This window comes from Allostreptomyces psammosilenae (assembly GCF_013407765.1).
Taxonomy (GTDB): domain Bacteria; phylum Actinomycetota; class Actinomycetes; order Streptomycetales; family Streptomycetaceae; genus Allostreptomyces; species Allostreptomyces psammosilenae.
Genome location: NZ_JACBZD010000001.1, coordinates 2,140,312 through 2,154,034, shown reverse-complemented (window position 1 = coordinate 2,154,034; position 13,723 = coordinate 2,140,312). Strand labels below are relative to the sequence as shown.

Annotated in this window: 11 protein-coding genes; 5 read left to right on the top strand and 6 right to left on the bottom strand. The window is 75.3% G+C overall.

Annotation, left to right across the window (positions count from 1 at the left end; translation table 11 throughout):
* Window positions 1–54 precede the first annotated feature (54 nt).
* The 4 genes from FHU37_RS08730 to FHU37_RS08715 all read right to left on the bottom strand — a co-directional run bounded on the left by FHU37_RS08730 (window position 55) and on the right by FHU37_RS08715 (window position 4,736).
* The gene (locus tag FHU37_RS08730) at window positions 55–1,728 is read right to left on the bottom strand and encodes an MDR family MFS transporter (RefSeq protein WP_179813643.1); all 1,674 of its coding nucleotides are present in this window, start codon (window positions 1,726–1,728) and stop codon (window positions 55–57) included.
* Between the two features lie 385 nt (window positions 1,729–2,113).
* Complete coding sequence (locus FHU37_RS08725; protein WP_179813642.1) at window positions 2,114–2,647, bottom strand: O-acetyl-ADP-ribose deacetylase; 534 nt, start codon at window positions 2,645–2,647, stop codon at window positions 2,114–2,116.
* Between the two features lie 115 nt (window positions 2,648–2,762).
* The gene (locus tag FHU37_RS08720; protein WP_179813641.1) at window positions 2,763–3,593 is read right to left on the bottom strand and encodes an SDR family NAD(P)-dependent oxidoreductase; all 831 of its coding nucleotides are present in this window, start codon (window positions 3,591–3,593) and stop codon (window positions 2,763–2,765) included.
* A 126-nt stretch (window positions 3,594–3,719) separates the two neighbouring features.
* A complete protein-coding gene (locus FHU37_RS08715; RefSeq protein WP_376773912.1) occupies window positions 3,720–4,736 on the bottom strand; it encodes a DMT family transporter in 1,017 nt (338 codons plus the stop codon).
* Between the two features lie 47 nt (window positions 4,737–4,783).
* Here FHU37_RS08715 and pdxR point away from each other — a divergent pair, with 47 nt between their 5' ends.
* From pdxR to FHU37_RS27915, 4 genes are all read left to right on the top strand, one after another.
* Complete coding sequence (gene pdxR / locus FHU37_RS08710) at window positions 4,784–6,241, top strand: MocR-like pyridoxine biosynthesis transcription factor PdxR (RefSeq protein WP_179813640.1); 1,458 nt, start codon at window positions 4,784–4,786, stop codon at window positions 6,239–6,241.
* 117 nt (window positions 6,242–6,358) lie between these two features.
* Window positions 6,359–7,405 carry a GNAT family N-acetyltransferase gene (locus FHU37_RS08705; RefSeq protein ID WP_179813639.1) on the top strand — a complete coding sequence of 349 codons (1,047 nt, stop codon included), beginning with the start codon at window positions 6,359–6,361 and terminating at the stop codon, window positions 7,403–7,405.
* Between the two features lie 222 nt (window positions 7,406–7,627).
* Window positions 7,628–8,416 (top strand): DUF4142 domain-containing protein, encoded by a 789-nt coding sequence (locus FHU37_RS08700; protein WP_179813638.1) that lies wholly within the window; start codon window positions 7,628–7,630, stop codon window positions 8,414–8,416.
* The gene (locus FHU37_RS27915) at window positions 8,413–9,090 is read left to right on the top strand and encodes a class F sortase (RefSeq protein ID WP_179813637.1); all 678 of its coding nucleotides are present in this window, start codon (window positions 8,413–8,415) and stop codon (window positions 9,088–9,090) included. The genes FHU37_RS08700 and FHU37_RS27915 overlap by 4 nt, the downstream gene beginning before the upstream one ends.
* A gap of 42 nt (window positions 9,091–9,132) precedes the next feature.
* Here FHU37_RS27915 and FHU37_RS08690 read toward each other — a convergent pair whose 3' ends face one another.
* Complete coding sequence (locus FHU37_RS08690) at window positions 9,133–10,293, bottom strand: alkaline phosphatase PhoX (protein WP_179813636.1); 1,161 nt, start codon at window positions 10,291–10,293, stop codon at window positions 9,133–9,135.
* A 146-nt stretch (window positions 10,294–10,439) separates the two neighbouring features.
* Complete coding sequence (locus tag FHU37_RS08685) at window positions 10,440–11,732, bottom strand: C39 family peptidase (protein WP_179813635.1); 1,293 nt, start codon at window positions 11,730–11,732, stop codon at window positions 10,440–10,442.
* A gap of 360 nt (window positions 11,733–12,092) precedes the next feature.
* Here FHU37_RS08685 and FHU37_RS08680 point away from each other — a divergent pair, with 360 nt between their 5' ends.
* The gene (locus FHU37_RS08680; RefSeq protein ID WP_179813634.1) at window positions 12,093–13,715 is read left to right on the top strand and encodes a peptide ABC transporter substrate-binding protein; all 1,623 of its coding nucleotides are present in this window, start codon (window positions 12,093–12,095) and stop codon (window positions 13,713–13,715) included.
* The last annotated feature ends 8 nt before the right edge of the window (window positions 13,716–13,723 follow it).

Here is a 13,723-nt window from a genome sequence, read left to right as displayed (position 1 = left end):
CGGGCGCCTGCCCGTCCACCCGGCTCCGGCCGGCCGCCGCCGCGCGGCCGGGGGTCAGTCCCTGCCGGCGGGCTGCGGAACCGGCCGGGTGGCCTCCGGGCCGCCCGGGGCGTCCGCGGTGGTGGGGGCGTCCTTGGCCGCCCCGGCCGGGGTGGGGGCGTCCTCGGGTTCGGCGCCCTCGGGGGTCGGCGCGCCGGTGGTCAGCGGCACCTCCCGGAGGAAGAAGCCCAGCACCATGGCGACCAGGAACAGCGGCGCCATCCACAGGAACAGCGGGGTCAGCGACTCGACGTAGGAGAGCACCACGCCGTCGCGGACCTCCGTGGGCAGCGAGCGGACCAGTTCGGGGGTCAGCGAGCTGCTGGACGGCAGCTCGGCGCCGGCCGCCCCGCTGGGCAGGACCTCGGTGAGCCGGTCGGTGAGCCGACCGCTGAAGACCGCGCCCAGGACGGACACGCCGACCGTGACGCCGATCTCCCGGAAGAAGCTGTTCGCCGAGGTGGCGGTGCCGATCTCGCGCGGGTGCACGGCGTTCTGCACGGCCACGATGATGGTCTGGAAGAACAGGCCGATGCCGCCGCCCATGATGCCGACGGACAGGCAGACCACCCACAGCGGGCTGTCGACGTCCGCGGTCGACAGCAGCACCAGGCCGCCGGCCGTGACGGCGCTGCCCACGATCGGCAGCGCCTTGTAGCGGCCGGTGCGGGTGGTGTACTGGCCGGAGGCGGTACCGAAGACGAGCATGCCGGCGACCATGGGGAGCAGCAGCAGCCCGGACTCGGTGGAGCTGACGGAGTAGACCATCTGCAGGTAGGTCGGCACGTATCCGATGGCGCTGAACATGCCCGCGCCGATGAACAGGCCGAGCACGGTGCAGACGGTGAACACGCTGTTGCGGAACAGCCGCATCGGGATCAGCGGCTCGGCCGCGCGCAGCTCGACGAGCACGAAGAGCGCGCTGAGCAGCGCGGTGGCGGCGAGCAGGCCGAGGATGGTCGGCGAGCCCCAGGCGTACTCGGTGCCGCCCCAGCTGGTGGCGAGGACCAGGCAGGTCACCGCCGCCGCCATCAGCGCGATGCCCAGGTAGTCGATCGGCGCGGTGTTGCGCCGCTTGGGCAGGTGGATGGTGATCGCGGCGACCGCGAAGGCCAGCAGGCCGAGCGGGAGGTTGATCCAGAACACCCACCGCCAGCCGATGTTGTCGGTGAGCCAGCCGCCGAGCAGCGGTCCGACGATGGCGGACAGGCCGAAGACGGCTCCCATCGGCGCCATGTACTTGGCGCGGTCCCGCGGCGGCACGACGTCGGCGATGATCGTCTGGGACATGATCATCAGTCCGGCGCCGCCCAGGCCCTGGATGAAGCGGAAGACGATCAGCTCGATGATGCCCGGGGAGATGCCGCACAGGGCCGAACCGCCGACGAACAGGGCGATGGCGACCAGGAACAGGGTCTTCCGGCCTATGAGGTCGCCGATCTTGCCGTACACCGGCATGCCGATGCTCAGCGCGAGGGTGTACGCGGTGATCACCCAGGCCATCTGCTCCAGGCCGTCGAGCTCGCCGACGATGGTGGGCAGCGCCGTGGAGACGATGGTCTGGTCCAGGGAGGCCAGCAGCATCACCAGCAGCAGCGAGGTGAAGATCCAGCCGATGCGCGGGGCGGGCGTGGACGCGTCACCGTCCGTGGACGGTGCGTCCGCCACGGCAGGGGTGGACGAGGTCATGGGTGGAGCCTCCGGGACGGGAGTGTCGAGACGGCCAGAACCGCCCGTGACGGCGCTGTCCGGGCGGTACGCAGAGGTGGAGAGCGGAGATGGGGGAGAGGGATGGGGAGTGCCGGCGACCCGAACCGGTCGTGCTGGGCCACGCCCTCGGATTCGCGCGGATCAGGCGCGGTGGCCGGCGGTGCTCCCGCGGAGCCGTCCCGTCAGCATGTCCTTCCCCCCGCTTGCCGCTCGTCGTTCGTCACACAGTATGCCCTGCTCGATGGCTGATGTACAAATTTGAGCAGACTTCCATTCGGTCAAATGTTCGATGGCCGGAAGGTGTGTGGACACCGGCCGAGGACACCACTCGGCGCCCCCGTTCGGCAACCGGAATATCGCGTGCTCAGCCCTGGGCGGAGCCCTCCGCCTCGGCCAGGGCGGCCGCGAACGCCCGGTACGCCTCCTCGCCGAAGAGCACGAAGCGGACCTCGGACACCTCGGTGGGGGTGGCGCGCACGGTGGCCAGCGCGATCCGTGCGGCATCGTCCATCGGCCAGCCGTACACCCCGGTCGAGACGGCCGGGAAGGCCACCGTGCGCGCTCCCAGCTCGTCCGCCACCCGTAGCGAGGAGCGGTAGCAGTCGGCCAGCTCGCCGGAGCGGTCCCGGGAGACGGAGTAGACCGGCCCGACCGTGTGGATCACCCACCGGGCCGGGAGCCGACCCGCCGTCGTGGCCACCGCCTGACCGGTCGGCAGCCCCTTGCCGTAGTCCCCGGCCCGCAGCCGGCGGCACTCCGCCAGGATCTCCGGGCCGCCCCGGCGGTGGATCGCCCCGTCCACGCCCCCGCCGCCCAGGAGGGAGGAGTTCGCGGCGTTCACCACCGCGTCGACGTGCTGCTCGGTGATGTCCCCCCGTGTCAGGGTGATCCTGGTCATCTTCCCCACCCGCTCCTCGCCTTCCGCGCGACGCCTCCGACGCCGTCGCCCCGATCATCCACCCCGCCACCGACAGCCGCCCGTTCCCGCGCGACCGGGCGCTCACGGACGGTGGTCAGGGGCGGTAGCGGTCGGCCAGCACCGGTCCGCTCGCCCCGCGGATGCGGGCCTCGCTCTGCTCCAGCTCCGTGAGCGTCACCGTCTCGTCCAACCCGGGCACGCACACCACCTCGCCGCTGTCCAGGGCGGCCAGCGAGGCGGTCACCACGTCGGCCGGGTCCATGCCGCGCGGGCCCGCGCGGTACGCCGCCGTCCCCGGCCGGCCGACCGGCACGCCCTGGACCCGGTGGAAGTCCGTGGCCGTCAGCCCCGGGCAGCACACCTGGAGCGCGACCCCGCTGCCCGCCAGCTCCGCCGCCAGCGTGCGGGTCAGCGCCACCAGGTACGACTTGGTCCCCACGTAGGCGGCGCGGTGCGGCAGCGGATCGGGCGGCACCGCCGAGGAGAAGGCCAGCAGCGAGGCCACGTTGATCACCGCGCCCCGCCGCCTGGCCACCATGCCGGGCACGGCCGCCCGGGCCAGCAGCGTCGGCGCCAGCGCGTTGACCACCAGGACCTGCTCCAGCACCAGCGGCGAGACCTCGGTGAACGGCCCGTACCCGTTGATCCCGGCGTTGTTCACCAGCAGCTCCACGTCCTCCGCGCCGGCCCGCTCGGCCACCGCGGCGACGCCCGCGCGGTCGGACAGGTCGGCCGGCAGGACCTCCACCGTGACCGAGGCGCGCTCGCGCACCCGCCCGGCCACCTCCCGCAGCCGCCCGGCGTCCCGGGCCACCAGCACCAGGTCGTGGCCCCGCCCGGCGAGCCGGTCCGCGTACACCTCCCCGATGCCACCGGACGCGCCGGTGACCAGCGCCGTGCTGACCCGGGCCCCCTGGTCCGCCATGACCGTCACCTCCGACCTCTCCTCGGCTGCCACCCCTCCCCGAGCTCGCGGTTGCCACCCGAACCGCGACCCAAGCGGCCCCGGCCGGCCGAGTGTGCTCAGGCCCGCCGAGCGAACGGCGCCGGTTCAACGAAGTTGACCCGCCGCACGGCCACCCGCGCCGCCCCGGCCCGTCCCGCCGCCCCGGCGGGGCCCGCCCGGGCGAGGGGCCGACGCCCCCGCGCACACCCCCAGCGCCACCAGCACCCCGCCCACCACCTGGGCCGGGCCCAGCGTCCCGGTCCCCACCAGCGGCGCCGCGAGCACCGCCGAGACCGGGATCAGCCCGGAGAACAGGCCCGCGCGCTCCGCCCCGATCCGCTGCACGCCCGCGTACCAGAACACGAAACCCACCACCGTGACCACCACCGCCTGCCAGGCCAGGGCCGCCGTCTCCACCCCGGTCGGCAGCCGCAGCACCGCCGCCCCGTCCACCAGCACCCCCAGCACGGCGGCCTCGGCCGCCGCCAGCCAGCAGGCCAGCGCCGACAGCCGCAACGGCCCCAGCGGCGGCAGCAGCGGCACGGCGACCAGCGCGAACGCCACCTCGCCGGCCAGCGCGAGCAGCGAGTACCCGAAACCCGCCGCGTCGGTCCGCCCGAACCCCTGCACGACCGCCGCCCCGGCCACCACCAGCGCCGCCGCCCCGACCAGCCGCGGCGAGGGCCGCCGCCGCTCCAGCAACGGCGCCACCACGGCGATCACCAGCGGGGCGCAGCCCACCACCACCCCCGGCACCGCCGGCTCCGCCGTCCGCTCCGCCGCGAGGATCGCCACGTTGAACCCCACCATCCCGGTGGCCGCCAGCAGCGCCAGCCGGAGCCAGCGGCGCGCCCCCAGCCGGACCCGCGGCACCCGTCCCGGGCCGGCGCGCCGCACCAGCAGGCTGAGCAGCACCGCCGCCACCGCGTACCGCACCGCCTGCCCGCCCAGGTACGGATAGTGCGCCAGGAGGCTGTTGGCGACGAACGACAGGCCGACGATCAAGGTGGCGGTGGCCGCCAGCACCGTGCCGGGCAGCCGGAGCGGCCCCCGGGGCCGGGCACCGGCGGAGCGCGGAGCGGGCGGGGGCGTCTGGGACGGAAGCGTCTGCGAGTGCGTCACCGGGCCGACGCTAGGCGGCGCGGTGGCCCCCTTTAAGGTCCATTCCCATGGACGTTTCGTGGACCACCGCGGCCTGGGAGCTGCTCCTGCCGGTGGGCGCCGCCCCCGCGCGGGGCCGGGGCAGGCTGCTGCGCGCCGCGCTGCGCGAGGCCGTGCGCGGCGGCAGCCTGCCGCCCGGCACCCGGATGCCGTCCAGCCGCGACCTCGCCCGCGACCTCGGCGTCTCCCGCGGGCTGGTGACCGAGGCGTACGCCCAGCTGCACGCCGAGGGATACCTGGTCAGCCGCCAGGGCGCCGGCACCTGGGTGGCCACCCCACGCGTCCGCCCCCGCCCCCACCCGGGCGAGACGCCCGCCGGGCCCCCGCCCACCACCGGCCCGCCCCCCGTGGACCTGCGGCCCGGCCTGCCGGACCTGCGGCTGTTCCCCCGCACGGCGTGGGCCGCCGCGCAGCGACGCGTCCTGGACCGGCTGGTCCACCAGCACCTCGGCTATCCCGACCCGCGTGGCCTGCCCGAACTCCGCGCGGCCCTCGCCGACCTCCTCGTCCGGCGCCGCGGAGTCGCGGTGCGCCCCGACGACCTCGTGGTCTGCTCGGGCGTCGCCCAGGCCCTGGCCCTGCTCGCGAGGGTGCTGCGCGACCGCGGCCACCGCGCCGTCGCCGTCGAGGACCCCGGCAGCCCACCCGAACACGGCCTGCTCGCCCTGGCCGGACTGCGCACGGTGCCCGTGCCGGTGCACCACGACGGCATCGACGTCGCGGCGCTCGCCGCGGGCCCGGCCCGCGTCGCCGTGGTCACCCCCGCCCACCAGTTCCCCACCGGCATCGCCTACCCGCCGCCCGCCCGCGCCGCCCTGCTGGACTGGGCGCGGGCCCGCGCCGGGCTGGTCGTGGAGGACGACTACGACGGCGACTTCCGCTACGACCGGGAACCCGTCGGCGCCCTCCAGGGACTGGACCCGGAGCACGTGGCCTACACCGGCTCGGTGAGCAAGTCGCTGGCCCCCGGGCTGCGCCTGGGCTGGCTGGTCGCCCCACCGGACCTGCGGGAGGAGGTCGTCGCCGTCAAACGGCTGACCGACCTCGGCAACCCCGTGCCGGACCAGGCTGCCCTCGCCGACCTGATCCGCGGCGGCGGCTACGACCGCCACCTGCGGCGCTGCCAGCGCGCCTACCGGCAGCGCCGCGACGTCCTGGTGGCGGCGCTGGAGCGGCACTTCCCCGACGCGCGGGTCAGCGGGGTCGCCGCCGGACTGCACGCGGTGGTGGAGTTCCCGGGCGGCCCCACCCGCCGCGCCGCGATGCTGGACGGCGCGGCCCGCTCCGGCGTCCGGCTGCACCCGCTGGCCGACTACCGGCACGCCGGCGCCCCACCGCCCGGTGACGACGGGCCGTGGCGGGTCGTGCTGGGCTACGCCCACCTGACCCCTGGGGAGATCGAACGCGCCGTGCGGCGGCTGGCCCACGGTGTCCTGGCCGGCCGCCCGTCCGCCGCCCGCCGCTGACGCCAAGACCACTGCCATGCCGTGCACATGACGGACGGTCACGACACGGTCTCTATGCGGATCCCTGCGGGTGAATCGCGGCACGCGGCCACGCGCGTGGCGATAATCTGCGCGCCAATGCCGTCCATCACGCCCTTGCCGGGGACCTGCGCCCCCGACGCCGTCGACGCCTGGCACGCCACCGTCGTCCGCGCACACCGCCACGACCTGCCGGGCGTCCCGGAGCCGCACCGCGCGGAGACCGCCGCCCGGATGCGGGTTCCGGCACCGCGCAGCGAACAGGTGCTGCTGCGGTCGGCCGCGCCGGCCTTCGCCGGCGTGGCCGCCGTCCGGCTGTTCACCGACCCGGCGAACCGGGAGGTAGCCCGGCTGTGCCGGCTCACCGTGGACCCCGAGCACCGCCGCCGCGGCCACGGCGTCGCCCTGCTGGCCGCCGTCCGCGCCACCTGCGAGGCAGCAGGCCGGCGCACCGTGACCGCGCTGGTCGACGCCGACGGCCCGGGGGCCGCGTTCGGCCGCGCACACGGCTTCCACCTCGCGCTGCCGCTCACCGGATACGTCCTGGACCTCCCCGACGTGGTCCCGCCGGCCGACGCGGCCGCGCCCGGAGCCGGCCCCGACCAGGCCGCCGAGCTGCCCCCCGGACACACCCTCACCACCTGGGACGGGCCGGTGCCGCCCCGGCACGCGGCGGCCTTCGCCGAGGTCCGGCGGGCCATGGCGCAGGCACCCACCGGCCGGCGGGCCGAGCGCCCACCGGACTGGGACGTCGCCGCGGTGCGGGAGCTGGCCACCGTCTGCCGCCGCCGCGGCCAGTCGCTGCGCACCGTGGCCATCATCGCCCCGGACGGCGCGGTGGCCGCCTACACCGAGGTCGTCCTGCCCACCTCCGACGCGCCCCGCGCCCGGCAGTCCGACACCGGCGTCGCCCCGGCCCACCGCGGGCGCGGCCTCGGCCGCGCCGTCCAGTGGCACATGGTCCGCCTGCTGCGCGCCCACCACCCGGAGCTGCGGCAGCTGGTCGCCGTGGTGGCGGACGAGAACGCCCCGGCCCGAGCGGTGGCCGCGGCGCTCGGCTACCGCGTCGAGCGCCGCCTCGGACTCTTCGAGGCCCGGGTCGAGGACCTGCCCGCCGCACCGGGAACGGCGGGCCGCGCCGGCTAGACACAGGGGCGGGCCGTGCGGCCCGCGCGCGGACGGCGGCCCGCCCCGGCGCGCCCCGGTTCGCCCGTCCGACGGGTCACCAGGCTCCCCGTTCCCCCGTACGGCCGCGCAGCTGTGGCAGGGGGCCGGTGGCCTGGACAGCATCGGCGGTGGGCCGCGCGATCCACCGTGCCCCGCGGGGGAAGCGCCCGCACCGGTGGTCACCCGGACCCTGGAGTCGATGTGAAGCCTCTACGCCCCTGCCCGACCGTCACCGTGCTCGCCGCGGCGGCCGTCCTGATGAGCGCCACCGGCCCGTCGGCGGTCGCCGCCGCGAGCACCCCGCCGCGCGAGCCGGCGACCCGTGCCGCCTCAGCCACCGCCGGAGTCAACGAGCAGGACCGCACCTTCCTGATGTCCGCCCACCAGAGCAACCTGGCGGAGATCGCCGCCGCCAACAGCGCCCTGGCCCGCTCCGCGAACCCGGCGCTCCTCGACATCGCGCGGACGCTGCTGGACGACCACACCGCGATGGACGCGGAGGTGGTCCAGACGGCCGGCGAACTAGGCGTCGCCCTGCCCGACGCGCCCACCCCCGAGCAGCAGGAGACCCTGCGCGAGGTGGAGTCGCACACCGGTGAGGCCTACGACCAGGCGTGGACGGCCGCGATGATCACCGCCCACGAGAACGCCCTCGCCCTGCGCCGCACCGAGATCGCCGAGGGCAGCGCCCCGATGGTCATCGACCTGGCCAGCGGCAGCATGCCCATCGTGGAGACCCACCTGGCGATGCTGCGCGACCTGGCCGGCGGTCAGGTGCCGGCCGAGGTCCCGGCCGGCTACGGGACCGGCGACGCCGGCGGGGACGCCGTCACCACGGGCACCGGCCACCCCAGCCCGGCCGCCGCCCTGGTGGCGCTCGGCCTGGCCGTCGGCAGCGGCTGCGCCGTCCTGCTGCGCCGGCGCTACGCGACCCCGCTGGACGCGGGCGCGGGCCGTCCGCGACCGACCGGTGGTGACCGCGAGCGGTGATCCGGCGGACCACGGCCGCCGGGCGCACGGCAGCCCTGGCCGGCCTCGGCCTGGCGCTGGTGGCGCCGCAGGCCTTCGGCGGCGCGCCGACCGCGCCCCCGGAGCCGGGGACGCCCACCGGTGCGCCGGCCCCCCTCACCGGTGCGGCGGGCACGGCGCCCGCCGCACCGGTGCCCCAGGGCGGCTGGGCGTCGCTGTGGGCGCCACCCCCGCCGGCCGCGCCGGCGCCCGCCGTCCCGGTCCGGGTGGCGGTCCCGGGGGTGGTGGCGCCGGCCGCGGTGCGGCCGGTGGCCGTCGGGCCGGGCGGGGCGATGGAGGTGCCGGCGCGGGAGTCCACCGTGGGGTGGTGGGCCCTCGGCGCCGCCCCCGGCGCGGACCGGGGCACCGTCGTCCTGGTGGGCCACGTCGACACCCCGACCTCGCCCCGGGGGGTCTTCGCGGAGCTGTACCGGGTGACGGAGGGGACGCCGGTCACCGTGACGGCCCTGGACGGCAGGGTCTTCGACTACCGGGTGCGGGAGCGGGAGCTCCATCCCAGCGACGCCCTGCCCGCGGAGGTCTTCGCCACCGACGGCCCCGCCGCCCTGGTGCTGATCACCTGCGCGGGCACCTACGACCACCAGCGGGGCCGCTACCCGCAGACCCTGGTGGTCCGCGCCGTCCCCGCGGCCTAGGCCGCCGCCCGCGCGGCGCCGGCGGGGGAGCGGAGCGGGGCGTCAGCCGCGGAACGGGCCGGTCACCTCGTAGGTGATGCCGCCGGAGGAGCTGCCGCTGGTGCCGCGCTGGCTGGAGAAGTACAGCCGGCCGCCGTCCGGGGAGAAGGCCGGGCCGGTGATCTCCGAGGAGGACTGCCCGTTGACCCGCAGGAAGGGCGCGACCACGCCCTCCGGCGTGATCACGCAGATCTCCATGTTGCCGCCGTCCTCGGCGACGAACAGGTCGCCGGAGGAGGAGCCGGTGACGTTGTCCACGCCGGTCAGCGGCGGGGTCCCGGAGGTCACCAGGGAGTCGTCGTAGGCCAGGGAGATGCTGGAGGAGACCGCGTCGTAGGCCCACACCCGTCCGTCGCCCTTGGTGGTGAACCAGCAGGTGCCGTCGGCGTAGTAGCAGCCCTCGCCGCCGTTGAACCGCTTCGCGGAGGACACCTGGCGCCGGGTCACGGTCGGCGAGCCGTCCGGGTCCGGAACGGCGGTCCAGGACACCGGTCCCGAGGTGCCGGAGCCGCCGACCATGACCTCCAGCCGGCCGCTGGACAGGTCGCCCCAGGTCGTCGGGACGAAGCGGTAGAAGCAGCCGTCGGTCTCGTCCTCGGTGAGGTAGACCACCCGGCGCACCGGGTCCACCGCGGCGGCCTCGTGCTTGAACCGCCCCATGGCGGGGCGGCGCACGGCCGCGTTGACGCCCCACGGGTCGGTCTCGTAGACGTAGCCGAGGCTGACCTCCTCGCAGGACAGCCAGGTCCGCCACGGGGTGGCGCCGCCCGCGCAGTTGACGTTGGTGCCGTCCAGGATCCGGTAGGCCCCGGTGATGCCGCCCGAGGAGTCGAAGCGGACCGCGCCCGCCCCGCCGGTCGTCGACACCTCCGAGTTGGACACGTAGATCCAGCCGGTGCCGTCGGCGTAGCAGGCGCCGCCGTCCGGGGCCGGGTGCCAGGTGTAGGAGGTGCCGGCGACGCGCTGGCCGGTGCGGGCGATGACCCGGCTGGTGAAGCCGCTGGGCAGCTGGATGCCGTTCGCGTCCGCCGCCCCCAGCGCTCCGTACGGGCTCGCGCCGGGCTGGGCGGGGGCCGCGACCGCGGCGCCGCGCCACAGCGAGCCGCCGAACGCGGCGCTGCCGCCGGCGATGACCGTGCCGCGAAGGAAGGTACGTCGTTCCACGGGAACCTCACGGGTGTCGTGGTCACCCGCCGGCCGGTCGGACGGCGGGTCGCGCGCACCGCACCCTAGGGACGCCGAACTGACATGCCACCAACAATAAGTGAACCCAGCGTGGGGGCCCGGTGACGGAACGGCGCCGCCCACCGCTACCAGTTGCCGCCCGCGCCCGGCGGGTGGGCCGGCAGCGGCACGCCCGCCGGGTGGATGACGTAGACGACGCCGCCGCTGCTGGAGGCGCGCTGCCAGACGTTCTCGAAGGCGGCCCGCGGATAGACCCGCCGCACCTGCTCGTTGGTGTCCGAGTACGGGTCGTTGGCGATCACGTCGCCGTCCTCGGTGAAGCCGACGACCACCATCAGGTGCCCGTCCGTGCCGTAGCCGGCGCCCGGCAGCTCCCCCTCGGCGAAGGACTGCGAGGTGATGACCGGGATCCCCGCGGCGATGAACCGCTCCAGCTCGGTCAGCGACCGCAACCGGGTCACGAAGCCCTCCAGCCCGTAGGTGCCGGCGTAGGCGGTGTTGAACGGCCAGTTGCCGGTCCCCTGGTAGCCGTAGTCGTAGGTGAACCGTGCCGCGTGGTCCACCTGCGGGTCGACGACGGACGGATCCACCCAGGCCAGGTCCCGCTCGCTGGGGCCCCGTCCCCAGTACTCCATCACCATCGTGGTGGAGGTGGGGCTGCACCAGGCCTCGCCGCCGCCGTCGTACTCCGGGTACTCGCCCAGGTGGATCTCCTGGGAGCGGCGCGGGACGTCCAGCTCGACGCCCCAGGCCACACCGCCCGGGCTGGCCGGGACGGTGGCGCGGTCCGCCACCGCGGACGCCATGGCGCCCAGCGAGCGCACCGCCGGCCACGCCGCCTGCCCGGGGGCCCGGTGGAGCGTGACGCGCAGCTGGTAGGCGGTCAGCGCGCGCCCCGCCGCGGCCACGAAGGTGTCGACGGCGACCGTGCCGTCCGCGTCACCCTGGCCGTCGACCGAGGTGCGGTGGACGTCCCGGTCGCCGGAGGCCCAGCGGCCCATCACGTACCACGCGGTCAGCGTGCCGGTGTGGGTGCGCCCCCGCATCTCCACCTGGAGCCAGGTCCCCGGCGGGGTGTCGGCGGTCCAGGACGCCACCAGCTCCGTGGCGCGGAACCCGACGGTCCGCTCGGCCGTGGTGTAGCGCGCGTACTCCCAGGTCCGTGTGGTCCCGCCGTGGGGATCGGTGTACGTGGTGGTCCCGACCGGCGCGGCCACCCTCAGGCTGTCGCCCGGCACCGTGCCGGCGTGGGCGCCCACCGCGAAGTCCGCCCGGTCGGTCCACCGGTGGAAGACGACCCGGCTCCGCTCGGGCTTCGCCCGTTCGGCGGCCACCGCGGCCGGGGGAGCGGTGAGCACCGCGGTGAGTGAGAGGAGGGCGAGTACGAGACCGCGGAGGCGCCGGCGGCGAGCGGACATGCAGCTCCCTGTCAGTGAGTCCGAGGAAGCGAACCTCTTTGGACGGTAGGGCGCCGGGTGACGGTGTGTCAACGACCCGAACGGCCTGTTTACGACCGTGCCGCCGCGGCCAGAATCTACTGGTCGCGAGAAGCGCCGCTGGTATGGGTCTTCCACCGGCGGCACGGCGGTGGCCTGCGCGAACGCCCCCTTGCGGCATTCGGGCGGTTCGGCGCCCGGATTTTGCCAGGAAAAGACCAGGGAAATGCGTGTTTCGATCCGGTGAATTCACGTCGGGCCTGTCGTGTTGAAACCCGGGCCGGCCGCGAGGCCTCCCGCCACGGGTGTCGACCGACGCCTGAAGGCCGTTGAAGGAGATACATGAAAAGCGTCCCAGGCGGTGCCCGACTCCTCGCCGGCGCCCTCGCCGCCGCGCTGCTGCTGACCGGGTGCGGCGGAGGAGACGGGGAGGGCGGGCAGCCAGGCGGCACCTTCTCCGTCGCCCTGACCGAGCCCGACCACCTCACCCCGGGCAACACCACCAGCGCCTACTCCTTCAAGGTGCTGCAGGGCCTGTTCGACCCCCCGGTGACGCTCGACCCGGCCACCGGCGAGGTCGTCCACCTCGCCGCGGAGTCCCTCACCTCCGAGGACCAACGGGTGTGGACGCTCAAGGTCCGCCCCGGCCAGACCTTCCACGACGGAGAGGCGGTCACCGCCCGGTCCTTCGCCGACGCCTGGAACGCCGCCGCCTACGGGCCCAACGGATGGGCCAACAACTACTACTTCGCGAACGTCGAGGGCTACGACGCGCTCAACCCCGAGGACCCCGACGGCGACGGCCCCCAGGAGGCCCCCCCGCCCACCGCCGACACCCTCAGCGGCCTGGAGGTGGTCGACGACACCACCCTGCGGATCACCCTGACCGCCCCGTTCAGCCAGTACCCCATCACCCTGGCCTACACCGGCTTCGCCCCGCTGCCCTCCGCCGCCTTCGAGGACCCCGAGGCCTTCGACCAGGCCCCCGTCGGCAACGGCCCCTTCGCCATGGACGGCGAGTGGCGGCACAACGAGGGCATCACCCTGCGGCGCTACGAGGACTACGCCGGCCCCCGCCCCGCCAAGGCCGACGGCGTCGAGTTCATCATCTACGCCAGCGCCGACACCGCCTTCACCGACCTGCAGGCGTCCGGCGTCGACGTGGTCACCTCCATCCCCGCCGCCCGCGTCCCGGAGGCCAGCCGGCTGCTCGGCGACCGCTTCCTCACCGCGCCCAGCGGCTCCATGGACTACCTCGGCTTCCCCACCTTCGACGAGCGCTTCGCCGACCCGCGGCTGCGCCGGGCCATCTCCATGGCCATCGACCGCGAGGCCATCGTCCAGGCCGTCTACAACGGCGCCTACGCCCCCGCCACCTCGCTGCTCGCCCCCATCGTCCCCGGCTACCGGGAGACCGCCTGCGGCGAGGCCTGCACCTTCGACCCGGCCCGCGCCAGGCAGCTCCTCGACGAGGCCGGCGGCTTCGACGGCACCCTCAACCTGTGGTTCTCCAACGCGGACCCCACCTACGAGCAGTGGATGCAGGCCATCGCCAACCAGCTGAAGGACAACCTCGGCATCGCCGACGTCCAGTTCCGCAAGGTGCCCGCCGCCGACTACCTCACCACCCTCGCGGACCGGACCCAGGACGGCCCCTACCGCAACAACTGGCAGATGGACTACCCCTCCGCCCAGAACTACCTGGAGTACCTCTGGGGCCCGGGCAACCGCATGGGCTGGGAGAACGAGGAGTTCAACGCCCTGATCCAGCAGGCGGGCTCCGCCGAATCGATCGAGGCCAGCATCCCGCTGTACCAGCGGGCCGAGGACATCGCCATCGCCGAACTGCCGATGACCCCCCTGTGGAACTGGCAGGACCAGATCGGCCACTCCGAGAACGTCTCCGACGTGACGGTCAACCAGTACAACGGCCTGCTGCTCCTCGAACGGGTCAGCGTCGGATAGCCCCCTCG